The organism is Cryobacterium sp. TS_SC_7 (genome assembly GCF_056156285.1).
On record NZ_CM149589.1, the window covers coordinates 2163916 to 2186727 of the forward strand.

The 22812-nt window shown below is 68.6% G+C and carries 23 protein-coding genes, 1 tRNA gene and 1 riboswitch; of the genes, 17 read left to right on the forward strand and 7 right to left on the reverse strand.

The window, feature by feature from the left end; translation table 11 throughout:
* Nucleotides 1-144: 144 nt before the first annotated feature.
* Nucleotides 145-1473 (forward strand): MFS transporter, encoded by a 1329-nt coding sequence (locus AC0J5J_RS09885; RefSeq protein WP_134424260.1) that lies wholly within the window; start codon nucleotides 145-147, stop codon nucleotides 1471-1473.
* Here AC0J5J_RS09885 and AC0J5J_RS09890 read toward each other — a convergent pair.
* Together AC0J5J_RS09890 and dcd are read right to left on the reverse strand one after the other, a co-directional pair.
* A complete protein-coding gene (locus tag AC0J5J_RS09890) occupies nucleotides 1470-1991 on the reverse strand; it encodes a hypothetical protein (RefSeq protein ID WP_134424261.1) in 522 nt (173 codons plus the stop codon). The genes AC0J5J_RS09885 and AC0J5J_RS09890 overlap by 4 nt on opposite strands.
* Before the next feature lie 43 nt (nucleotides 1992-2034).
* The gene (gene dcd, locus AC0J5J_RS09895; RefSeq protein WP_474897794.1) at nucleotides 2035-2718 is read right to left on the reverse strand and encodes a dCTP deaminase; all 684 of its coding nucleotides are present in this window, start codon (nucleotides 2716-2718) and stop codon (nucleotides 2035-2037) included.
* A 72-nt stretch (nucleotides 2719-2790) separates the two neighbouring features.
* Here dcd and AC0J5J_RS09900 point away from each other — a divergent pair.
* The 6 genes from AC0J5J_RS09900 to AC0J5J_RS09925 all read left to right on the forward strand — a co-directional run bounded on the left by AC0J5J_RS09900 (nucleotide 2791) and on the right by AC0J5J_RS09925 (nucleotide 8365).
* A tRNA-Gly gene (locus AC0J5J_RS09900) sits at nucleotides 2791-2861 on the forward strand.
* A gap of 26 nt (nucleotides 2862-2887) precedes the next feature.
* On the forward strand, nucleotides 2888-3652 hold the full coding sequence (locus tag AC0J5J_RS09905) for a hypothetical protein (protein WP_134424263.1): 765 nt from the start codon (nucleotides 2888-2890) through the stop codon (nucleotides 3650-3652).
* Nucleotides 3653-3826: 174 nt separating this feature from the next.
* Nucleotides 3827-4804, forward strand: coding sequence for a hypothetical protein (locus tag AC0J5J_RS09910; RefSeq protein WP_474897796.1), 978 nt, complete (start codon nucleotides 3827-3829; stop codon nucleotides 4802-4804).
* Nucleotides 4804-6381 carry an efflux RND transporter periplasmic adaptor subunit gene (locus AC0J5J_RS09915; protein ID WP_474897797.1) on the forward strand — a complete coding sequence of 526 codons (1578 nt, stop codon included), beginning with the start codon at nucleotides 4804-4806 and terminating at the stop codon, nucleotides 6379-6381. Before AC0J5J_RS09910 ends, AC0J5J_RS09915 begins: the two co-directional genes overlap by 1 nt.
* A complete protein-coding gene (locus AC0J5J_RS09920; protein ID WP_134424265.1) occupies nucleotides 6378-7058 on the forward strand; it encodes an ABC transporter ATP-binding protein in 681 nt (226 codons plus the stop codon). Before AC0J5J_RS09915 ends, AC0J5J_RS09920 begins: the two co-directional genes overlap by 4 nt.
* 8 nt (nucleotides 7059-7066) lie before the next feature.
* Nucleotides 7067-8365 (forward strand): ABC transporter permease, encoded by a 1299-nt coding sequence (locus AC0J5J_RS09925; RefSeq protein ID WP_474897799.1) that lies wholly within the window; start codon nucleotides 7067-7069, stop codon nucleotides 8363-8365.
* 20 nt (nucleotides 8366-8385) lie between these two features.
* On the opposite strand, the gene AC0J5J_RS09930 is transcribed toward AC0J5J_RS09925, so the two are convergent.
* Entirely contained in the window at nucleotides 8386-9285 is a 900-nt protein-coding gene (locus AC0J5J_RS09930; RefSeq protein WP_474897800.1) for a LysR substrate-binding domain-containing protein, read from the reverse strand.
* Between the two features lie 116 nt (nucleotides 9286-9401).
* Here AC0J5J_RS09930 and alsS point away from each other — a divergent pair, with 116 nt between their 5' ends.
* Genes alsS through AC0J5J_RS09945 form a run of 3 tightly spaced genes read left to right on the forward strand, consistent with a single transcriptional unit; the run spans nucleotide 9402 to nucleotide 12247 of the window.
* Nucleotides 9402-11144 (forward strand): acetolactate synthase AlsS, encoded by a 1743-nt coding sequence (alsS, locus tag AC0J5J_RS09935; protein ID WP_474897802.1) that lies wholly within the window; start codon nucleotides 9402-9404, stop codon nucleotides 11142-11144.
* Nucleotides 11141-11872, forward strand: a complete 732-nt coding sequence (budA, locus tag AC0J5J_RS09940; RefSeq protein WP_474897804.1) for an acetolactate decarboxylase — start codon at nucleotides 11141-11143, stop codon at nucleotides 11870-11872. Before alsS ends, budA begins: the two co-directional genes overlap by 4 nt.
* Nucleotides 11873-11893: 21 nt before the next feature.
* A complete protein-coding gene (locus AC0J5J_RS09945) occupies nucleotides 11894-12247 on the forward strand; it encodes a zinc ribbon domain-containing protein YjdM (protein WP_134424270.1) in 354 nt (117 codons plus the stop codon).
* A gap of 35 nt (nucleotides 12248-12282) precedes the next feature.
* On the opposite strand, the gene AC0J5J_RS09950 is transcribed toward AC0J5J_RS09945, so the two are convergent.
* Together AC0J5J_RS09950 and AC0J5J_RS09955 are read right to left on the reverse strand one after the other, a co-directional pair.
* Nucleotides 12283-13359, reverse strand: coding sequence for an ice-binding family protein (locus AC0J5J_RS09950; protein WP_474897806.1), 1077 nt, complete (start codon nucleotides 13357-13359; stop codon nucleotides 12283-12285).
* A 74-nt stretch (nucleotides 13360-13433) separates the two neighbouring features.
* Nucleotides 13434-13510, reverse strand: a riboswitch (cyclic di-GMP riboswitch).
* A gap of 151 nt (nucleotides 13511-13661) precedes the next feature.
* Nucleotides 13662-14210, reverse strand: coding sequence for a hypothetical protein (locus AC0J5J_RS09955; protein WP_134424271.1), 549 nt, complete (start codon nucleotides 14208-14210; stop codon nucleotides 13662-13664).
* Between the two features lie 46 nt (nucleotides 14211-14256).
* Here AC0J5J_RS09955 and acsA point away from each other — a divergent pair, with 46 nt between their 5' ends.
* From acsA to AC0J5J_RS09985, 6 genes are all read left to right on the forward strand, one after another.
* Nucleotides 14257-16062 carry an acetate--CoA ligase gene (gene acsA, locus AC0J5J_RS09960; protein WP_474897808.1) on the forward strand — a complete coding sequence of 602 codons (1806 nt, stop codon included), beginning with the start codon at nucleotides 14257-14259 and terminating at the stop codon, nucleotides 16060-16062.
* A complete protein-coding gene (gene pdhA / locus AC0J5J_RS09965; RefSeq protein WP_134424273.1) occupies nucleotides 16059-17123 on the forward strand; it encodes a pyruvate dehydrogenase (acetyl-transferring) E1 component subunit alpha in 1065 nt (354 codons plus the stop codon). The genes acsA and pdhA overlap by 4 nt, the downstream gene beginning before the upstream one ends.
* Nucleotides 17124-17134: 11 nt before the next feature.
* Nucleotides 17135-18115: an alpha-ketoacid dehydrogenase subunit beta gene (locus AC0J5J_RS09970; protein WP_134424277.1), complete on the forward strand. Its 981-nt coding sequence runs from the start codon at nucleotides 17135-17137 to the stop codon at nucleotides 18113-18115.
* Nucleotides 18108-19577, forward strand: a complete 1470-nt coding sequence (locus AC0J5J_RS09975; RefSeq protein ID WP_474897810.1) for a 2-oxo acid dehydrogenase subunit E2 — start codon at nucleotides 18108-18110, stop codon at nucleotides 19575-19577. The genes AC0J5J_RS09970 and AC0J5J_RS09975 overlap by 8 nt, the downstream gene beginning before the upstream one ends.
* Nucleotides 19574-19816 (forward strand): acyl carrier protein, encoded by a 243-nt coding sequence (locus AC0J5J_RS09980; protein WP_134424663.1) that lies wholly within the window; start codon nucleotides 19574-19576, stop codon nucleotides 19814-19816. The genes AC0J5J_RS09975 and AC0J5J_RS09980 overlap by 4 nt, the downstream gene beginning before the upstream one ends.
* 102 nt (nucleotides 19817-19918) lie before the next feature.
* Nucleotides 19919-20857: a sigma-70 family RNA polymerase sigma factor gene (locus AC0J5J_RS09985; RefSeq protein WP_474897812.1), complete on the forward strand. Its 939-nt coding sequence runs from the start codon at nucleotides 19919-19921 to the stop codon at nucleotides 20855-20857.
* Nucleotides 20858-20893: 36 nt separating this feature from the next.
* On the opposite strand, the gene AC0J5J_RS09990 is transcribed toward AC0J5J_RS09985, so the two are convergent.
* Nucleotides 20894-21343 (reverse strand): SRPBCC family protein, encoded by a 450-nt coding sequence (locus AC0J5J_RS09990; RefSeq protein WP_474897814.1) that lies wholly within the window; start codon nucleotides 21341-21343, stop codon nucleotides 20894-20896.
* 118 nt (nucleotides 21344-21461) lie between these two features.
* Nucleotides 21462-21746, reverse strand: a complete 285-nt coding sequence (locus tag AC0J5J_RS09995; protein ID WP_474897816.1) for a PLD nuclease N-terminal domain-containing protein — start codon at nucleotides 21744-21746, stop codon at nucleotides 21462-21464.
* A gap of 90 nt (nucleotides 21747-21836) precedes the next feature.
* On the opposite strand from AC0J5J_RS09995, the gene AC0J5J_RS10000 reads away from it, so the two are divergent.
* The gene (locus AC0J5J_RS10000) at nucleotides 21837-22730 is read left to right on the forward strand and encodes a D-hexose-6-phosphate mutarotase (RefSeq protein WP_474897818.1); all 894 of its coding nucleotides are present in this window, start codon (nucleotides 21837-21839) and stop codon (nucleotides 22728-22730) included.
* The last annotated feature ends 82 nt before the right edge of the window (nucleotides 22731-22812 follow it).

The window sequence follows — 22812 nt, forward strand, 5'->3', positions numbered from 1 at the left end:
AGAGTTGAGTGGTGCAGACTCAAGTGTGCCAGTGACTCAAATCGGAGTCAAGCTGCGTACCTGAGAGTTGAGCCTGAGTGACTCAACTTTGGGATTTCGCCTGATTGATAGTTTTCGGCTACCGCCATCCACTAGCCTCAGCGCATGACCGGGATAGCGGAGCAGGGCGGCACGGATGCCCAGGCGTTGCCAGACACGACCAGCAAGCGCCGCGTGGTGGCCTGGAGCTTCTGGGACTGGGGGTCTGCCGCGTTCAATGCGGTCGTCACCACCTTCGTCTTCACCGTGTACATCACGGGGAGCTCCTTCGGCGACAAGGACGTGATCTCGGCCCAACTTGGTTGGGCCCTCGCCATCGCCGGCTTCTTGGTGGCCGTCCTCGCCCCGATCACCGGGCAGCGCTCGGACACGTCCGGCCGGCGCAAGCTGTGGCTCGGCGTGAACACGTTCATCGTGGTGGCGCTCACTGCGGCGATGTTCTTCGTGCAGCCGTCGCCCGGCTTCCTGCTGCTCGGGCTCTTCCTGGTGGCTGCCGGCAACGTCTTCTTCGAGTTCGCCAGCGTCAACTACAACGCCATGCTGTCCCAGGTCTCGACCGCGGGCACCATTGGAAAAGTCAGCGGCTTCGGCTGGGGCATGGGCTACATCGGCGGCATCGTGCTGCTGCTCATCGTCTACTTCGGTTTCATCAGCCCCGATGTGGGCCTGTTCGGGGTGACCGGTGAGGACGGCCTGTCGGTGCGAGTCACCATGCTGATCGCGGCCGCCTGGTTCGGACTATTCGCCCTGCCGGTGCTGCTCTCGGTTCCCGAATACCGTTCCCCTGCCGCGGCGCGGCGGCCCCGGGTGAGCTTTCTCCGTTCCTACGTCGTGCTCGGCCAGGACGTGCGTCGACTCTGGACGACCAGTCGCCCGACGGTGTACTTCCTCATCGCGAGCGCGATCTTCCGCGACGGCCTGGCCGGGGTGTTCACCTTCGGCGGGGTGCTCGCGGCATCCGTCTTCGGTTTCTCACCCGGCGAGGTGATTATTTTCGCGATCGCCGCGAACGTCGTGGCGGGCGCGGCCACCATCGTCGCCGGTGCGCTCGACGACCGGGTCGGCGCGAAGCCCATCATCGTGACCGCCCTGATCGGCCTGATCGTGTTCGGCAGCATTGTGTTCCTGCTGCACGACGGCGGCCCGATCGTGTTCTGGACCGCCGGCCTGGCCCTCACGCTTTTCGTCGGGCCTGCCCAGTCCGCCAGCCGCACCTTCCTGGCCCGACTGATCCCGCCCGGCCGAGAGGGCGAGGTCTTCGGGCTCTACGCCACCACGGGCCGCGCGGTGAGTTTTCTGGCCCCCGCCATGTTCGCCCTGATGGTGACGATCTTCGGCGAAACGTACTGGGGCATCCTCGGGCTGATGCTCGTTCTGCTCGCCGGGCTGCTCCTCCTTCTGCCGGTGAAGGCGCACCAGGACCAGATCGGTTAGCGGATGCGGGTGGCCTCGTTGTGTTCGATGAGCAGCCAGGTGGCACCCTCGTCGTTGGAGACCCAGCCCTCCCAGGCGTAGGCATCAGCCGTGATCGAGGCAAAGTTCCAGCGGATCGGGCGGCCGTCGGTGCCCGTGCCGTCCTGGCGCAGACCGTTGCGGTGCGGCGTTGCGACGAGGTGGCAGTATTCCCCGGATGCCGGCGCGAAGTAGCTGACCCGCCAGACGCCGGCGTACGGGTCGTAGACGCGCAGGGCCGTGGCGACGGCCTCGAACCCGGACGGGTGCGAGTCGCTCGGCACGACCTCGACGTCTTGCACCGCACGGCCGTCGAGCACGAAGTCGACGATCCAGGTGAATTCGCGGCCGGTCCACTCGCCGCTGGCCTCGTCCAGGCGCGACCCCTTCGCGGCCCAGGCGCCGACCAGCTGGCCGAACCGACGCATCCGCCCAGGGTATTCAGGGGTGGGTCCCGGCGCGACGAGCGCCTCGGCAAAGCTGGGCACGGATGTGGTCATGTCCCGATTTTACCGGGCGGATGTTGCATCCGCATGAACCGGACTATTCGGCTCCGGTGGTCGAGCCCGTCGCGGTGGTCGAGCTTGTCGCGGTGGTCGAGCCCGTCGCGGTGGTCGAGCTTGTCGCGGTGGTCGAGCTTGTCGAGACCCCCCGCACATCCGTGCAGTGGAAGTTCTGGAACGACCGCGACGCCGTCGGACCGCGCTGGCCCTGGTACCGCGAACTGTATTCGCTCGACCCGTACGGCCGCTCCGCCGGTGAGCTCAACCGGAAGAAGCACAGCTGCCCGATCTTCATGCCCGGCCACAGCTTGATCGGCAGAGTGGCGACGTTGCTCAGTTCCAGCGTCACGTGGCCGGTGAAACCGGGGTCGATGAACCCGGCGGTCGAGTGTGTGAGCAGGCCGAGCCGACCCAGCGAGCTCTTGCCCTCCAGCCGTGCGGCAACGTCGTCGGGAAGGGTGACCTTCTCGTAGGTGGATCCGAGCACGAACTCCCCCGGGTGCAGGATGAACGGTTCGCCCGCGGCGGTCTCGATCAACCGGGTCAGATCGGGCTGGTCTTCGGCCGGATCGATATACGGATACTTGTGGTTGTCGAAGAGGCGGAAGAAGCCGTCCAGTCGCACGTCGATGCTCGACGGTTGAATCATGTCGGCCTGATACGGCTCCAGACGGATTCGTTCCGCGTCGATTTGAGCCTTGATATCGCGATCCGAGAGCAGCACGGGTCCAGCCTAACGGCGCGGACTTGATATGCTGGCACGGTTCCGCTGCGGGCTTGCCTGCGAAGCGGACATGCGGATGTAGTTCAATGGTAGAACTTCAGCTTCCCAAGCTGATAGCGCGGGTTCGATTCCCGTCATCCGCTCTCTCGCCTCCGGTATCGTCGAAACCATGACCGATCCCACTCTGCGCATGCCCAACTCCGTACTGCGGGTGGTGCTCGATCTCGGCCCGCTGCCATTGGACATCCCTCCACTGCCTCCGCGTTTCCAGCACCCGGAATTCGACGCGGACTGGGATGAAGAGGAGCAGATCGCCGGCATCTTCCTCGGCTTCGACGACGGTGAATTCCACCTCGACATCATGGAAGACGGCGTCGAATACCACTTTCACCACGCGGACGGCTCTTCGAGCGACGACAGTCCGTGGCCGGCCGCCGACACGCAGGCGCTCGTCGACTGGGCGAACGGATTCGTTCTGCACGTCGCTCCACGCCTGCCCGACCTCCTCGAAGACGCCGACGAGGCCGCCGAATGGCACCACGTCGGGTTGCCCGTCTATTCCCGCGACTACGGCCCGGTTCCGCTCGAGATCATCGACGTGGAGCTGGAAGGAGAGCAGCTGATGCTGCCCTGGCTCGGCTCCGGCCACATCGACGACGAGCACCTCGACGGACCCGATCACCCGATCGCGCTGCTCTGGAACCCGGAGCACGAAGATCCGGACATCCCCATCGCGCGGGTGTGGTTGAACCCGAAAACCGGGGAACCGAAAGCGCGGGCCGAGGCCGGTGTGAACTGGACGGCCGTGGGCCTCACGCAGGCAGAGGTCCTGTCCTGGGCGGAGAGCCTGTACCTGAATCACCATGTGATCGGCGACCCGGCGCAGATGATCATGCGGGCCGCGCTCGTGCGAATGGCCGGGCTCGACCGCTAGGCGACGGGCCGAGCCGCGCCGCGACCCTCAACCGGTAAAACCCAAGGTCACGGCAGGATAAATATCCTGCACACAGTCTGGGCTCCCGTTCCTCGAACCGCTAGGTTGATCGCGGGGGCTTGACGGGGTGATGCAGAGACCGTTGTTCCCTTGCCGCCGCGTCCAAGGAGAACAATGAATCGTCGTTTGCAGTCCGCACTCATCGCATCACTCGCCGTCGCCGCTCTGGGGCTGACCGGGTGCGCATCGGACCAGGGCGCAGGCGCCGCAGACAGCGGCAAGCTCACCTACGAGGACAGCCCGCTCAACAAATACCTCTCCGCCGCGTACGGCGAGTACGACGAGGACCAGGCGATCTCCGACTCGAAGAAGATCGAGGAGAACACCGCCGCCTGCATGGCCGCGGAAGGCTTCGACTACGTCCCCGTCGACCAGTCGCAGAACATGTCCTTCACCACGGACGATCAGGCGGATCGCGAAACCGAGGAGTGGGTCGCCGAGAACGGCTACGGGATGAATCAGAGTCCGGAGGACGTGGCCGCCCAGGAGGAGCAGGCGGCGGCGTACGTCGATCCCAACCAGGACTACGTCGCGTCGCTGTCCGAGGGCGAGCAGACCGCGTACTACGAGGTGCTCTACGGTGCGCCCCAGACGGAAGACATGATGAGCGAAGACGGCTCCTCGGAATACAACTGGGAGGACGCCGGCTGCTCGGGATCGGCCCAGCACGAGGTCAACGGCGAGGACCCCTCCCAGGACAAGGCCCACAAGCCGCTCTTCGACGCGATCACCACGTTCTACGAGAAACTGCAGAAGGATCCCGCCGTCCAGGAACTCGACGGCAAGTGGGCGGCCTGCATGGCTGACACGGGGCATCCGGATTACAAGGCGAAGCAGGATGCGATCAACGCGGCCAGCGAGCTCTCGAACGCCCTGTACAACACTGACACCGGCGAGGCTCCGAGCGATGAGGCTCTCGCCAAGGTGCGCGAGGGCGAGATCGAGATCGCCCTGGCCGACTTCGCCTGCAGCGAGAAGGTCAACTACACCGACTCGATGCTCACGGTGCAGTTCAAACTGGAAGAGCAGTTCGTCGACGACCACAAGGCCGAGCTCGACGCGTTCGCCGCCGACTACGCGCAGGGTGAGTAGTGGCGGAGCGTGCGGCCGGCTCCAGCCCGACCGCGCCGGAATTCGCCGGCCTCGCTGAGCTCGAGGCCACCGACGTCGACGTGTCGACGCGCAGCCAGGGCTGGGGGCGGCTGCTGAACGGCAACCGCACGATCTGGGTGGTGTCGGCCATCGCCGTCGTCGCCCTGGCCGCGGGGCTCGTACTCGGCAGGTTCGTCGTGTCACCGGCGGATGCCGCGAACAACGCCACGGCTCCCGAACCGGGCCTGATCACGGTGCCCGTGGAAAAGAAGGTGCTCGGCAACGACATCACCATCCGCGGCGACGCCACCTACGCCGACTCGGTCGAGGTGACCATCGAGACCGGAGATCTCGGCGGTCCGGCGATCGTCACCGGGCAGGTGCCGGAGGTCGGCGCCACGCTCGACGCCGTGTCGATCGCCCTCGAGGTGGCCGGCCGACCGGTCATCGTGCTCCCCGGCGATCTGCCCGTGTACCGCACGCTCCGCCTCGGCGTCGCCGGACCCGACGTGGTCCAGCTGAAACAGGGGCTCGAGGCCGTGGGCATCGAGGCCGGCGACGTGACGTCCAACCTGTTCGACGCCGACACGTCGGCCGGGGTGCGGGCCCTCTACGAGCGCGTCGGCTATCCCGCTCCGGACGCCCCGGAGGGCGTCACCGAGGCGGTCCAGTCCGCAACGGAGCAGGTCAGATCGGCCGAGGACGGCGTGGCCCTGGCCGAACAGGCCCTCTCGGCGGCGCAATCGGGACCGTCCGCCGTTGACCGGGTCGAGCAGGACAACCTCGTGCGTGCCGGCGAACGCGCTCTGGCGGCGGCGCGGGCGGCCGGCGAACCCAACGCGATCGCGGACGCGACGGATGCGCTCACGCTGGCGAAGACCCGGCGCGATTCCGCGTTCGCGGCCCGCGACGTGACCGCCGAGGCCTCCGCCCTGCGGTCCGCGGAGCAGCGGGCGACGAGCGCCCGCGACTCGCTCACCACGGCCGAAGAGGCCACCATGACCTATCTTCCGGCCGGCGAGATCCTCTACCTGCCGGGTCTCCCCCGACGGGTGGACGAGGTCACCGTGGACCGCGGGTCCACCATCAAGGGCTCCGTGATGCGGGTCTCCGGCGCCACCATCCAGATCAGCGCCACCGCCTCGGCGGGTGACGCCAAACTCATGAATGTCGGCGACGCCGCGGTCTTGTCCTTGCCGGACGATTCCGAGCACGGCGCCACCGTGACCTCCATCGCCGTCGCCGAGTCCGCGGAGGGGACGGAGGCCGCGAGCGGGCGGTTCACCATCCTGCTCACGCCCGACGAGCTCACCCCCGAGCAGCTGCAGAGCATCCAGGGCAGCAATCTGAGGGTCACCATCCCGGTCAGCTCGACCGACGGGGAGGTGCTCGCGGTGCCGCTGGCCGCGCTCACGGCCGGACCCGGAGGAGAGTCCCGGGTCGAAGTGTCTTCCGGCACCGGGGACGAGACCGTGCTCGTCGAGGTGACGGCCGGACTCGCCGCCGACGGCTTCGTCGAGGTGGTGGCGGTCGACGGTTCCCTCGGGGAAGGGGACCTCGTGGTGGTCGGGCGATGATCCGGCCTCCGGTCGTGGATCTCATCGACGTCACCCGGTCCTTCACCGGCCCACCCGAGGTGCAGGCGCTCAAATCGATCAACCTGCGGGTGGAGAAGCAGGACTACCTGTCGATCGTCGGGCCGAGCGGGTCGGGCAAGTCGACCATGCTCAACATCCTCGGCCTGCTCGACCGGCCGAGCGTCGGCGAGTACTACCTCGACGGAGCCCTCACCAGCCTGGCCGGCGAGGCGGAGCGGGCCGCACTCCGCGGAGGCAAGATCGGCTTCGTGTTCCAGGCCTTCCACCTGATGCCGCACCGCTCGGTGCTCGACAATGTGCTCCTGGCCACGGTGTACAGCGGCGTTCCGCGCGCCGATCGCGAGCGACGTGCCCGGGCAGCTCTGCACCGGGTGCACCTGGAGCACCGGATCGATTTTCTGCCCGGCACCCTGTCCGGCGGGGAGCGGCAACGGGTCGCCGTTGCGCGGGCCGTCGTGGCCTCCCCCCAGCTCCTGCTGGCCGACGAACCCACCGGCAACCTCGACGCGACCACCTCCGGGGAGGTCATGGACCTGTTCGAGGAACTGAACGCCGACGGCCTCACCCTCATCGTCATCACGCACGACCAGGCCGTGGCGGATCGTGCCGGGCGCACCATCAGCATCTCCGACGGCCGGGTGAGCGAAACGACATGAAGATACGGATGCCCCGCCGTCGCCGGGCGGAACGCGGGCCGGCCCCGCAGAGCGCCCCTGACGGCGGGGACGCACCGCTCATCGCCCGCGCGGACCGGTTCTCGGTGCAGGACCTCATCGTCGAGGCCGGCTTCGGCATCGGGGCCCGCCCGACCCGCCTGATCATGACCACCCTCGGTACGGTGCTCGGCATCGCGTCGCTCGTGGTGACGATCGGTTTCGCCCAGACCGCGGCCGGCCAGATCGCCAGTCAGTTCGATGCCGTGGCAGCCACTCAGGTCGTGATCGAACCGGGCAGCGCCAGCGGCCTGAACGGCACCGAGCGGGCGACGGGGAGCCTGCCCTGGGACGCGCCGGACCGGGTCAGCCGGCTGGCCGGGGTGGAGCTCGCGGGTCTTGTTACCGAGGTACCTCTCGACGCGGTGACGATCACCGCGGTGCCGGTCAACGACCCCTCGGAACCGCCGACCCTCGGCCCGGCCCTGATGGCCACCTCCGCCGGACTTCTCGATGCGGTTCGCGGGCACCTCGTCACCGGCCGGTATTTCGACGCCGGACACGACGCCCGGTCCGACCGGGTGGCGGTCCTCGGATCCCGTGCGGCCGAGCGCCTGGGGATCAACCGCGTCGACAGCCAGCCCTCGATCTTCATCGGCGACTCCTCCTATACCGTGATCGGCATCATCGACCAGGTGGAGCGACGCCCCGACCTCCTCGACTCGGTGATCGTGCCGCTGGGCACCGCGCGTGCCGACTTCGGCCTGACCAGCCCGGACGAACTGCAGATCCAGATCGCGCTCGGCGCCGGGAAGGTCGTGGCCGCCCAGGCTCCGATCGCCCTCAACCCCAACGCGCCGGAGAACTACGAGGTGCAGGCACCCTCCTCCGGCTCCGCCCTGCGCGAGAACGTGCAGGCCGACGTGAACGTCGTCTTCCTGATTCTCGGCGTGCTCGCCCTGCTCGCCGGCGGCCTGGGCATCGCGAATGTCACCATGCTGTCGGTGATGGAGCGGGTGGGCGAGATCGGTTTGCGCCGGGCGCTGGGTGCGACCAAACGCAACATCGCCAATCAGTTCATGGTCGAATCGGTGGTGATCGGGCTGCTCGGCGGACTGATCGGGGCCGCGCTGGGGGTCTTCGCCGTCGTGCTGGTGTCGGTCGTCCAGGGATGGGCGCCGGTCGTGGATCCCTGGCTCGCCTCCGGGTCGGCCCTCCTCGGCGCCGTGGTGGGCCTGCTGGCCGGGGTCTACCCTGCCGTGAAGGCGTCGAACATCGAACCGATCATCGCCCTGCGCGGGGGCACCTGACCTGACTCCCGCTGCCCGGCTCAGCTGCGGCGAGCGCGGGCCTCGTCGGCGGAGAGCGCCAGGTCGACGAACGCGCGCACGGCGGCCGATGCCCGCCGTTTGCGGGCCGCGGCCAGGTACACGGTGAAATCGGGCAGGTTCGCCACGGGGATGCGGTGCACCGCCGGGGCGTCCTGAGCGGTGAAGGCCGGCAACAGGGCGACGCCGAGGCCGTTCGTCACATATTCGGCGGCGGTCCCGATGTCGGACACCTCGATCATGACCCGCCGCTCGAGCCCGGCGGCGGCGAAGGCGTCATCCACGATCTGCCGGCTGGCGTAGCCGGGCGGGAGATCGATGAACTCCTCCGCACCGAAGTCGGCGAGGTCCACCGCAGACGCGGCGGCCAGCCGGTGGCCGTGAGGCACGACCAACACCATCGGCGATGAGGCGAGCGGCACCGCCAGCAGCGCCGTCGGCGCCGGGCCGCTGAGGGCGAGGAAGGCCAGGTCGAGTTCGCCCGAGACGAGTTCGTCGACCAGGCCGGCCGAGCCGCGCCGCGCCGCGCGCAGACGAACCCCGACACCGGGGTGGCCGGTTCGGTACAGGCCGAGCAGCCTCGGCACATTCACCAGCGTGACCGAGGTCATCAACCCGATCACGATGGCGCCGGTGATCGCCCGGGTGCTCTCCTGAGCCGCGTCACGCACCTCGTTCACCGCGTCGAGCGCGTCGCGCACCTTCGGCAGGAGCAACTCCCCGGTCGAGGTGAGCCTGATCTGGCGCCGGCTGCGATCGAATAACTCGACGCCCAGCTCGTTCTCCAGTGAACGCACGCCCGCCGACACGGCGGATTGGGCGATGGTGAGGCGGTCCGCGGCGCGGGTGAAGCTCAGTTCGCCGGCGACGGCGCTGAAGAATTCGAGCTGTCTGACATCCATGCGTTTAGCATCTCATTTTCAGATCAGTGGCATCGTAATTCGGCGTTGTTTCCTATCGGTTGACCGGCAAGGATTGTCAGAGACGCCGCAACAGCGGCGACCCGGAAGGCATGACCATGACGACGAACTCACCTGTCCTGAGCGACCGAGACGCGACGGATGCCCCACTCACCCCGGCGGACGCCGGCCGGCCCGCCGGATCCGTTCGCTCCGCCGAACGCGTGGTCGAGGTGCTGACGGCCTACGGCGTGAAGTGGATCTTCGGCGTTCCCGGTGCCAAGATCGACCCGGTCTACGACGCTCTCGTCGACAACGGCCCCGAGGTGATTGTGGTGCGGCACGAGCAGAACGCCGCCTTCATGGCCGCAGCCGTCGGACGCCTCACCGGCCAGCCGGGCGTCGTGCTCGTGACGAGCGGCCCGGGCACCTCCAATCTGGCGACGGGACTGCTCACGGCAACGACCGAGGGAGACCCGCTCGTCGCCCTGTGCGGCGCCGTCCCCCGGGCCGACCGGTTGAAGCGCACCCACCAGACCATGGATGCCGTAGGCATGCTCTCCGCCGTGACCAAGTCCGCCGGCGAGGTCAGCGTCGCCGACAACGTCCCGGAGGCCATCGCCAACGCGTTCCGCCAGGCCACCCAGGAGCCCAAGGGCGCCGCCGCCGTCGTGCTCCCCTACGACGTGCTCACCGACTCGACCACCGTGTCGATGAAGCACCCGCACTGGGTCCCGACTCTGGGCGCGGCATCCTCGGCGAGCCTCGAGCAGGCCGCCGCTCTGCTGAAGGATGCGAAGTTCCCGGTCATCCTCGCCGGCGCCCGGTCCGGCTCGGACCGCGCCGTCGCGGCACTGCACCGCCTGTTGGGCGTGGCCGGGCTGCCCGTGGTCGAGACCTTCCAGGCCGCCGGAGTCATTTCGCACGAGCTCGAGGAGCACTATCTCGGACGCGTGGGCCTGTTCCGCAACCAGCCCGGGGACATCCTGCTGCACAAGGCCGACGTGATCCTGGCCGTCGGCTATGACTTCGTCGAGTACGAGCCATCGAAGTGGAACAAAGACCACCTGCGCGTGATCATCCACCTCGACGAGCTCTCGGCCGACCTCGACGACTACTACCGCCCCACGGTCGAGCTGCGCGGCGACGTCGCGGAGACCCTCGACGCGCTCGCCCGTCAGGTCGACGGTCTGACGATGCCGACGGCCGCCGCCGCCGAGGTCGCCGCGCAGCGGGCCCGTCTCGCGCACGCTGACCAGCCCACCGGCCACCGGGACGAATCCGAGGGCGTGCATCCGGCCGACCTCACGCTGATGATGCGTGAGCTACTGCCGGACGACACGACGGTGCTCTGCGACGTCGGGTCGCACTACATCTACATGGCGCGGCACTTCCGCACCTACCACCCGCGCACCCTGCTGTTCTCGAACGGCCAGCAGACACTGGGCGTGGCGCTGCCGTGGGCGATCGCGGCAACCCTGGTGCGACCGGGCACCCCGGTCGTGTCCGTCTCCGGCGACGGCGGTTTCCTCTATTCCGCCATGGAACTGGAGACGGCCGTGCGGCTCGGGTCGACGTTCACGCACGTCATCTTCAACGACGGCACCTACGACATGGTGGCGTTCCAGCAGATGGGCAAGTACGGCCGCACGTCCGGCGTGCAGTTGGGCGATTACGACGCCGTCGCCTACGCCGAATCGTTCGGCGCCCACGGTTACCGGGTGACGCACCTCGACGACTTCGCTGCCGTGCTGGCGAAGGCCCTGGCCGAACCGGGTCCGAGCATCATCGACGTGCACGTCGACTACCGCAACAATAGAGATGACCTGATGGCCGATCTGGAAAGCGATGTACTGCAATGAGCAAGTCCACTGTCACCCGCCACGAGATCTTCCAGACCAGCCTGATGAGCGCACTGCTCGACGGGGTCTACGAAGATGAGATGACCGTAGCCGACCTGCTGAGCCGCGGCAGCTTCGGCATCGGCACGTTCAACGGCCTCGACGGCGAAATGCTGATCATCGACGGCACCTGCTACCAGCTACGGGCCGACGGCGGGGTCTCCAAGGCCGACCTGGGCGCGTACACGCCCTACGCCGTCGTCACGAATTTCGTCCCTCACATCGAGAGCAAGCTGCCGCAGAACATCGTGCGCGCCGAGGCGTCGACGTTCATCGACAAGATGACGGCGTCGCAGAACTACATGTACGCCCTGCGCATCGACGGCGACTTCGAATGGATTCGGATGCGCACGGTCGTCAAGCAGGAGAAGCCGTACCGCCCGATGGTGGAGGCCACCGACGAGGACGCCATCGTCGAGCTGCACGACGTCTCGGGCGTCGTCGCCGGCTTCCGAACCCCGCTCTACGAGCAGGGCATCGGGGTTCCGGGCTGCCACACCCACTTCGTCACCGATGACCGCACGGCCGGTGGCCATGTGCTCGACTTCAAGCTGCGCTCCGGCCGCGCGGCCCTGTGCCTCGGCACCGACCTGCGCCTGCAACTGCCACTGACGGATGCGTTCAAGAACGCGAATCTGGCCCCGGACGACCTGGAATGGCAGATTCAGAAGACCGAGATGCACGCCTGAGCGCAGACGTACGATGGGGAGGTGAATGACTCCCTGCCGCCGTGCCCAGAATGTTCCAGTGAATACGCCTACGAGATGGGGGCCCTCCTGGTCTGCCCGATCTGTGCGCACGAGTGGAGCAACGACCCGGCCGAGACGGCCGAAACGGCCGAAGACACCACCGTCAAGGATGCCTTCGGTACCGTGCTCGCCGACGGCGACACCGTGACGATCATCAAGGACCTCAAGGTCAAGGGCAGCGCGACCTCGATCAAGGTGGGAACGAAGGTGCGCGGCATCCGCCTGGTCGATGGCGTCGGTGACCACGACATCGACTGCAAGGTGGATGGGTTCGGGGCCATGCAGTTGAAGTCCAGCGTGGTCAAGAAGGCCTAGCGGTCCGCCGGCTCAGTTCGTCTGGGGAGGGTTGGTCACGCCGAGAGCCCGCGTGATGTGTGTCGGTGTCTGATCGCCAGCAGGGTGAGCGAGACGCCCCCCAGGAGCAGAATCGACCCGGCTGCGAGCGGTGGGCTGAGAACCGTACCGGTCTCCGCGAGTTGAGAGTATGAAGCGCTCCCACCGGTCTTCGCGAGTTGAGAGCGGGCAGCACTCGCACCGGGCATGAGCGCGCCGGGCACGCTGGCCGTCGCCATCGGTGCCAGCGGCGCTGTGCCGGCTGCAAGGGGGGTGCCAGAGATCGCCCCTGTCGTGTCGGCCGGGGTCGGCCCGACGGCAGGTGCGTCCGACGCGATGGGGTTTGTCGCTGTCGGGGAGACCGTCTCGGAGGTAGCGTCCAGGGGGAAGCAGCCGGTCGGCGCGGTGATCGTGTTCGTGTCGAGAGTGACGGCGGCCGTGCGGGCCAACAGCCGCCCGACGATCGTGGCGCCCGTGGTTGCGGTGACGGACTGCTGCGCCAGGACGGTGCCCTGGAATTGTGCGGCCGTGCCGATTGTGGCGGAACTGCCAACCTGCCAGAACACATTGCACGCGCTGGCACCGCCGGTGATCGTGATCCGGGTCGCCGACCCGATCGTCAGGGTCGAGGCTGCCTGGAACACCCACACTGAATTCGCGCTTCCGGCGAGTGTGAGGGCACCGTTGTCGGAGAGAGCCAGCGCGCCGCCGGTGTACACGCCGGGTGTCAGCGACAGACCGCTGAGCTCACCGATTCCGGTGGTCGTGGGAGTGAGGGACGCAGCGACGTTGTAAGCGGTGGTCGTGTCGCTTTGCGCCCCCGCCGCGGCGGCGTCGGTGGCGTGCACCGTGCCGTTGACAATACCGTTCGGTGCGCCTCCGAACCCGGTGATCGAGGTACCCGGGGAGAGGCCAAGATCGCCGTTGATGATCGTGGGACCTGTGTTCGTGACCGTGGTCGCGCCCAGAACACCGTAACTTGCGGCCGTTCCGAGATCGACAGGGCCGTCACCAACAGTCGCGGCGGATGCCGTTTCCATAGATCCCAGAGAGATGGCGACGGCAAGGCCGACACTCACCAGCAACGACGCCACAGCGCGAGACGAAAACGAGATGACCGGGTCGGGGGCACACGTGATGGTACGGATGATCAGTTGGGTTCTTTCGGTTCGGTAGCCCGGCTAACCCTCACCGGGTCCCGTGGCTTTGCGTCCCCGGCTTACGCCGGGTTTGCCTTTATCGTTGAGGCCGCGACTGCGGAAGCGAGAGTGATCTCGCTGTCCAGCTCGAAATACAAGCTCTTCCCCTGCACTTATTTTGATTAATGCGTGCACTGTTCTGCTAGTTCACACTCACCCCCAGTTCGGGTGTCGTTGCGTGTGGGCGCGGCGCACCACTAGCGGCCGGAACCGGACCCGGCCCGGCGGTTCGACCGGAGCGCCGCCAGATCCGTGCTCACCAGGGTGCGGATCCGTTCAGCCCGTCGCTGCGCGTAGTCGGGTTCCCGGCGGTCCACCGTCTGGTCGGCCAGGCGTGCGGCGAGCGCGGAACCGATCTCCTCGCTGGCGTCCTGCCGGGCGTGCTCGAGAAGACCCGCGACCTGCTCGTCATCGTCGGCCACGGCGCTCAGGGCCGCAGCCAGTTCCAGGTGCACCCGCCGCCGCAGGCCCAGCTGGCGCACGTCGAGTTTGCGGTCATCCGTTGCCTCGAACGCGCTCCACTGACGGGCGAGGTCCCTGCGCTGCCGGCCGGCGCGCTCGGCGTCCTCCTCGTTCTGGCTCACGAGCCGGTTCAGTTCGGTGCGGGCGGCGGCGGCGTAATCGGCGCTCGCGAAGTCGCGGTGCTCGCGCAGCGCGCCCACGATGATGTGATTCTTCACGGCCATGCGCACCGCCGAGAGCGCGATGAGCAGGCCCTCCTCGACAATCCGTTCAATGGAGGCCATGGCGCCACCCTATGCCCGAGGGTCGCTCGGGGGTTTCATAGGCAGCATGACGGCAGGAACCGATACTTCGACACACTGGCCCACCATCCCCAAGAATGTTCGCGCCCTCGCGGTGCCGCCGAATCTGGTCGACTACGACGAGACCTGCGCCACCTTCACCTGGGACGAAGCCCGGAAGTCCCTCTCGGGGCTGCCCGGCGACCGGGGCCGGAACATCGCCTACGAGGCGGTCGACCGCCATGCCGCCGGCGACCGGGCCAACCACGAGGCCCTGCGCTTCGTGCGCGGCGATGGCAGCACCCACTCGCTCAGTTATGCGGAGCTGGCCGAGCAGACCGGCCGCTTCGCCAGCGTGCTGCGAAGCCTGGGCATCGGGCGCGGCGACCGGGTCTTCTCCCTGACCGGTCGCATCCCCGCGCTGTATGTCACGGTTCTCGGCACTTTCAAGAACGGGAGCGTCTTCTGCCCGCTGTTCTCCGCGTTCGGACCCGAGCCGGTGCGGCAGCGCCTGCAGCTGGGCGGGGGGGGCGCGCTCGTCACGACGCGGGCGCTGTATCGCAAGAAGGTGGCGCCGATCCGGGACCGGCTGCCCGAACTGCGGCACGTGCTGCTGGTGGACGCCGACGGCACACCGGATCCGGACACCCTGGACCTCGCCGCACTCATGCGGGAGGCTCCACCCTACGGCGAGATCGCCGCAACGCAGGGCGAGGATATGGCCCTGCTGCATTTCACGAGCGGCACCACGGGCACGCCGAAGGGCGCTGTCCACGTACACGACGCGGTGGTCGCGCACTACGCGACCGGCCGTTTCGCCCTCGATCTGCACCCCGACGACGTCTACTGGTGCACCGCCGACCCCGGCTGGGTCACCGGCACCTCGTACGGCATCATCGCGCCGTTGGTGCACGGAGTGACCGCCATCGTCGACGAGGAGGAGTTGGACGCCGACCGGTGGTACCGGGTGCTCGCCGAGCAGCACGTGAGCGTCTGGTACACCGCGCCGACGGCACTGCGGATGCTGATGAAAGCCGGTACCGACCGAGCCGCCGGTCACGACCTCTCCGCCCTGCGCTTCGTGGCGAGCGTGGGCGAACCGCTCAACCCCGAGGTCGTGGTGTGGGGCCAGGAGGCATTCGGGCAACCCGTTCACGACAACTGGTGGCAGACCGAGACCGGCGGAATCATGATCGCCAACTACGCGGCCACCCCCATCCGTCCCGGTTCGATGGGGCGGCCCCTGCCCGGCGTCGAGGCCGCGATCGTCGCGCGCGACGAGACGGGTGCGCCGCGGATGCAGGGCGGAGAAGTCGTGCTGGTGACCGAACCGGATGCCGTGGGCGAGCTGGCCCTCCGGCCCGGCTGGCCGTCGATGTTCCGCGGGTATCTGGGCGAGGAGGAGCGCTACCGCCGCGCCTTCGCCGGCGGCTGGTACCTCACCGGCGACCTCGCCCGGCGGGACGCCGACGGGTACTACTGGTTCGTCGGCCGCGGGGATGACGTCATCAAGTCGTCGGGGCACCTGATCGGGCCCTTCGAGGTGGAGAGCTCGTTGATGGAGCATGAGGCGGTGGCGGAGGCCGGCGTGATCGGCATCCCCGACCCGGTTGCCGGCGAGGTGGTCAAGGCCTTCGTGGAGTTGCTGCCGGGCTGGGAGCCCAGCGAGGCGCTGCGCCTGGACATCATCGGTTTCGCCCGCAAACGCCTGGGCCCCGCCGTGGCGCCCCGGGAACTGGACTTCACCCCGTCGTTGCCGAAGACCCGCAGCGGCAAGATTCTGCGCCGACTGCTCAAGGCCCGCGAGCTGGGCCTGCCCGAGGGTGACACGTCTACCGTCGAGGCACCCCGATGAACCCCGAGCGAGCGGAGCGGGCCGAGCGAGCGGCGGCCCGCATCCGGTCGAACCCGGAGCACGCCCGCAGACTCCTGCACCAGATGCTGCGAGTGCGCCGGTTCGAGGAGAAGTGCGTCGAGCTCTACAGCGCCGCGAAGATCCGCGGGTTCATGCACGTCTACATCGGCGAGGAGGCCGTGGCGGCCGGTGTGCTGGCGACGCTCGAACCGGGCGACGCCGTCGTGGCGACGTACCGCGAGCACGGCCATGCCCTGCTGCACGGGGTTGCCGCGGGAGCCATCCTGGCCGAGATGTACGGCTTCGAGCAGGGATGCTGCCACGGCCGCGGCGGCTCCATGCACCTTTTCGACGCGGCCACCCGGTTCTTCGGCGGCAACGCCATCGTGGCAGGCGGCCTGCCGGTGGCCGTGGGCCTCGCCCTGGCCGACAAGATGACCGGCCGCTCCCGCGTCACCGTCTGCTTCTTCGGCGAGGGCGCCGTGGCCGAGGGCGAATTCCACGAGAGCCTCAACCTCGCCGCGCTCTGGCAGCTGCCGGTGCTGTTCTGCTGCGAGAACAACCTCTACGCCATGGGCACGGCGCTCGGCCGCTCGGAGTCCCAGACCGACCTCGCGCTGAAGGCGGCGTCGTACGAGATCCCCGCCTGGCCGGTGGACGGCATGGACGTTCTGGCCGTCGAAGAGGCCGCCCGGCGGGCCGTGTCCGCCGTGCGGGCCGGCTCCGGACCGCACTTCCTCGAGCTGCGCACCTACCGGTTCCGGGCGCACTCCATGTACGACCCGGAACGCTACCGCGAGAAGGCCGAGGTGTCCCAGTGGCTGGAACGCGACCCGATCGATCTGCTGCGGGGAGCCGTCGAGGCTGCCGGCGAACTCTCCGAGACGCAGTGGTCGGAGGTGCAGGCGCAGGTGGACGCCGAGGTGCAGGCCGCCGTCGACTTCGCCGAGGCCGGCACCCTGGAGCCGGTCGAAGAGCTCACCCGTCACGTCTATACAGACCGGGCCGCCACCGACCTGGACGCCACCGACCGAGACGCCACCGACCGGAAACGACCATGAAACGGACCGCGATGACGACCACGTACCGCGAAGCCATGCGCGAGGCCATCCGCGAGGCGCTGCAGCGCGACGACCGGGTATTCCTGATGGGCGAGGACGTCGGGGCCTACGGCGGGTGCTTCGCGGTGAGCCTGGGGCTGCTGGAGGAATTCGGGCCGGAACGCATCCGGGACACCCCGCTGTCCGAGGCGGGGTTCGTCGGGGCGGGGATCGGTGCGGCGTTGGGAGGTATGCGCCCGATCATCGAGATCATGACCGTCAATTTCAGCCTGCTCGCGCTGGACCAGATCATGAACAACGCGGCGACCCTGTCGCACATGTCAGGCGGACAGTTCAGCGTGCCCGTCGTGATTCGCATGACCACCGGGGCGGGGCGCCAGCTGGCCGCCCAGCACTCGCACAGTCTCGAGGGGTGGTACGCGCACATCCCGGGCCTGCGCATCCTCGCACCGGCGACGGTGGCCGACGCCCGAGGCATGCTGTGGACAGCCCTGACAGACCCCGACCCGGTGCTCATCTTCGAGCACGGGTCGCTGTACAACACTTCTGGCGAGCTGGGCGACGACGCCGGAGCCGTCGACATCGACACCGCCGCCATCCGCCGGCCGGGAGCCGATGTCTCCCTGATCACCTACGGCGGCACCCTGCCCACTGTGCTCGAGGCCGCCACGCAGCTGATGAAGGAGGGAATCGACGCGGAGGTCCTCGACCTGCGCACCCTCCGGCCGCTCGACGACTCCGCGATCCTGGCCACCGTGGCCCGAACCCACCGCGCCGTGGTGGTGGACGAGGGCTGGCGCAGCGGCAGCATCTCGGCCGAGATCAGCGCACGCATCACCGAGGCCGCGTTCTTCGACCTGGATGCACCCGTGGGCCGGGTCTGCAGTGCGGAGGTGCCCCTGCCGTACGCCAAACACCTCGAACAGGCCGCCCTGCCCTCGGTCGCCCGGGTCATCGCCGCCGCCCGGGAGGCGGTGGGCCAGCATGGGTGAGTTCCGGATGCCGGCGCTCGGCGCCGACATGGAACAGGGCCGGGTGGTGGAGTGGCTGGTCAAACCGGGCGACTACGTTCACCGCGGGGACATGATCGCCGTCGTCGACACTGAGAAGGCCGACATCGACGTGGAGTCCTTCGAGGAGGGCGTGATCGCCGAACTGCTCGTCGAGGTCGGCACAACGGTTCCCGTCGGCGCCGCCCTCGCCCGGATCACCCAGACACCGGCGACCGGGGCCGAGCCCACCGCTGCCGCCCCCGGCACGGCACCCTCCGCGCCACGAGCGGAGCCACCCCCCGTAGAGGCCCCCGTAGAGGCCCCCGTAGAGGCCCCCGCGGCCGGCTTCGTCTCTCCCCCGGTGCGCCAACTCGCGCATCGGCTCGGCGTCGACACCGACACCGTGCGCGGCACCGGCAAGCGCGGCGCGGTGACGCGCGCCGACGTGGAGCACGCGGCCGCCCGGAAACCGTCAGCCGCACCCGCACCCGCACCCGCAGCCGAACCGGAACAGTCACGCCCGCCCGGCCGCCGGGTGCGCTCCTCGCCGCGCGCCCGGAGCGTTGCTGAATCCCTCGGCATCGAGCTGGCCGGCGTGCCGGGAACGGGCGCCGGCGGCGCCGTCACCGAGGCCGACGTGCGACGCTTCGCCGCAGCGGCAGCGGCAGCGGCCGCCCCGCTCACCGAGCCGGCGGCACAGGCGGCCGCGCCCATCGCCCCGGCTGTCCCATCCGTTCGCCCGTTCGCCCGAGCGCCCGAGCCCGCGCCCACCGCCCGGCCCACGGATGCCGCCGAGCGGGCTGCGGGCCTGCGCCGCGCCATCGGGTCGCTGATGGCGCGCTCGAAGAAGACCATTCCGCACTACTACCTGAGCACCACCCTCGACCTGCGCGCGGCACTGACCTGGATGGAGGCGCAGAACGCCGGCCGCCCGATCACCGAGCGCCTCGTGCCGGCCGCCCTGCTGCTGAAGGCCTCGGCGCTGGCCGCGAAGGACACGCCCGAGGTCAACGGTTTCTTCACCGAGGGGTCCTTCCGGCCGAGCGCCGCCGTTCACCTGGGGGTCGCCGTGGCACTCCGGCACGGTGGCCTGGTTGCCCCGGCGCTGCACGACGCGGACTCCCTGCCCCTGGAGGTGCTGATGCGGCAACTGCGCGACCTCGTGAGCCGCGCACGCGGCGGACGCCTGCAGCGCGCGGAGATGGCCGACCCGACCCTCACGATCACCAACCTCGGCGACCTCGGGGTCGACAGCGTGTTCGGTGTGATCTACCCGCCGCAGGTCGCCCTCGTGGGCTTCGGTCGGCTCCGAGAGGAACCCTGGGCACTGAACGGCCTGATCGGCGTACGCCCGGCGATCACGGCCACCCTCTCCGCCGACCATCGGGTCAGCGACGGGTTGCGGGGCAGCCGCTACCTGGCCCGGATCGACGAGCTGTTGCAGAAACCGGAGGAACTATGACCGAGCAGGAGGCCCGTGCGGCCGTGTACACCGCGATCCATCAGGTGGCGCCGGACGTCGACACCGACGACCTTGCCGAGGACGCGCGGTTGCGTCAGGACCTGGAACTCGATTCCCTGGATTTCCTGCGGCTGGTGGAGATCATCGCAGAGACGACCGGCGTCGACGTGCCCGAGCGCGACTACGCGGAGATAGTCACGGTGACCGGCCTGATCGCGTACGTCGGCGTGCACGGCTGACGATCCCGAGCATTATTCGGTTTCTGCTGGGCCGCGTCAAGGCCCTCGACGCAGCCCCGCCCGGGCTGTGTACTGATGTTCCAGCCCGAACTGGAGGAAACCATGACTATCACCGCACATGCTCCATCCGTTGCCACCTACAATCGCGCAGCGACGGATGCCTTCGGCGACTACCTGAGAAAGATCGGTAGCGTCTCGCTCCTCACCGCCGAGGACGAAGTCGACCTGGCCCGCCGCATCGAGGTGGGACTGTTCGCCGAGGAACGCAGCGAACGGGGCGAGGTCGAACCGTCCCTCCTGCGTGAACTCGCCTGGCTGGCCCACGACGGCCGCCGCGCGAAAAACCGCTTCATCGAGGCGAACCTGCGCCTCGTGGTGAGCATCGCCAAGCACTACTCCGGCCGCGGCATGCCCATCATGGACCTCGTACAGGACGGCAACATCGGCCTCGTCCGCGCCGTCGAGAAATACGACTTCATGACCGGCTACAAATTCTCCACCTACGCCACCTGGTGGATCCGCCAGGCCATCCACCGCGGCATGGCCGACAAATCCCGCATGATCCGCATCCCCGTGCACACCGCGGAGAAACTCAACAAGATCAAGCGCATCCGCCGCGACCTCACCAGCACCCTCGACCGCGAACCCACCATGGCGGAGCTGTCCGAGGCCTCCCAGATCCCGACGACCGACGTGATGCGCCTGCTCCGCTACGACAACGAGCCCATGTCGCTGCAGTCCCCCGTCGGCGACGGTCTCGGCGACATCTCCGAGCTGATCATCGACGACGACCTGCCCCAGCCCGAGGAGCACGCGGTACTGACCATGCGGGCCTCGGACATCGGCTTCTACATGAGCGCCCTGCCCCCGCGCGAGCGGTCTATCCTGATGTCCCGGTTCGGCCTCGACGGAGGCGCACCTCAGACGCTGGACCAGATCGCGGTCGTGCAGGGCGTGACCCGGGAACGGGTGCGTCAGATCGAGAAGCGCGCACTGGCCCTGCTCAAGGTGCCGTGCCTGGAACAGTACCTGCGGGACTGACCGCCTGCTGACACGGCGGCCGGCGCAGCCGGCGTGTCAGCTCTCCGCCATCAGCTTCAGGTTCTCCAGGGTCTGCTGCCGTGCCCGCTCCTGCAGCCGTTCGACCACCAGCCGGTCGGCGAACTTGCCGATCGCCTTGCCCGGCACGTTGTATTCGATCTCGGCGGTGACCAGGGTCGCCCCGTCGCCGCGCGGTTCGTAGTCCCAGGTCTGCCAGCCCGTGATCTGACCCGCGAATTCGATCTGCACCCGTTTTCCGCCGGTCCCGGTCGTGGTCACGTCCACCACCCGGGTGGTGACCGGGAATGCCACACCAGCCATCAGGTAGCTGTGCTCCACCACCGTGCCGGGCCCACCGTCACCGTCCACTTTCTCGGCCTCGCCGAGGTTCACCCACCACGACGCCCAGTGGTTCGGATCGAAGGCGATTTCGGTGACCTTACCCACCGGGGCGTCGATCGGCATGCTCAACTTGATATGACCCATAGGAACCTCCTCGTGTCGCACCGTCCCGGCGAGCGCCGGGGCCGCTGCGATGGTAGCCCCATCGCGCGTGCACCGCACCGGGCTGCCGAACAGGAGCCGGTGGCCGGCGCGGGCGCCGTCAGCGGCGTCTGCCCGCGAGGAAGTACGCGATCGGACCGACGTAGTTGACGCCGATGATCGCCGCCCAGAGCCGTTTTGATCCGTTGACCGTGCCGGCGGGCCGCTTCGCGAGGTCGATCCAGGCCGTCACGGCCAGGGTGATCTGCACCGTCGCTCCCACGAGGACCGCGATCTGGCGTCCCCGGCTCAGGTCACGCCAGTGCCGCGCCCGGAAACGGCCCGGCTTCTCAACGTCCTCGGGAACGGTGACCTCGGGAATACTGACCTCAGGAATGCCTGACATGGTTCCACCTTTCGACTCCGGTACAGCTGCACGTTACTCCGGGGCCGGGCCCGAACCATGCGCAAACCGGGCAACTGCAACACTGGGGTCATGTCTCCCACACATTCCGCACCCGCGACTCTTCCCGCATCCGTTCATTGTGAAGAGGGCACGGGAGGGCTGACCGTCGTGCGTGTGGCCGGCCGGGCCGGTTCCGCCGAGGTCTACCTGCACGGCGCTCAGGTCACCGGTTTCACGCCCGTCGGCGGCGACCCGCTCCTCTTCCTGAGCGAGGCAAGCCGGTTTGAGGCCGCCGCCGCCATCCGCGGCGGCGTTCCGATCTGCTTCCCCTGGTTCGGTGCGAACGCGACCGACCCGGCCGCGCCGTCGCACGGCTTCGCCCGCCTGAGCGAGTGGGAGTTCGTCGACGCCCACGAGACCGGCGACGACGTCGTCCTGGTCTTGCGCCTCACCGACACCGCCGCCACGCGCGCCTCGGCCTGGCCCCACCGCTTCGAGGCTGTCTACACGGTCACGGTCGGCGCCCGGCTGACCCTCGCCCTGCGGGTCACCAACCTCGAGACGGATGCCGTCACGTTCGAAGAGGCTCTGCACACCTATCTGCGGGTGAGCGAGGTGCGCGGCACGACGGTCTCCGGGTTGCAGGGCACCCCGATCCTGAACCAGGTCACCGGGCTCACCGAACCAGCGGAGAGCACCCCCGTGCGCTTCACCGCCGAGACGGACCGCCTCTACCTGGGCAGCCGCGGCAGCGCCACCGTGACGGACCCGGACGGACGCATGATCACGATCGAAGCGGACAGGTCCGACAGCACGGTGGTCTGGAACCCCTGGACCGACAAGGCCTCGACACTGGCCGACTTCGGCGACGACGAGTGGCCGGGTATGGTCTGTGTGGAAACGGCGAACGTGCGCCGTGACCAGGTGCACCTCGACGCCGGCCAGAGCCACACCATGAGCGTCGTGTTCGACGTCTCCGGCTGACCGGCACGATCTCCTCCCCCATCCGTTTCACACCCGTTTCAAAACTTTTTTTGATATCCGCGTGACGAATCCCGACCGGGCC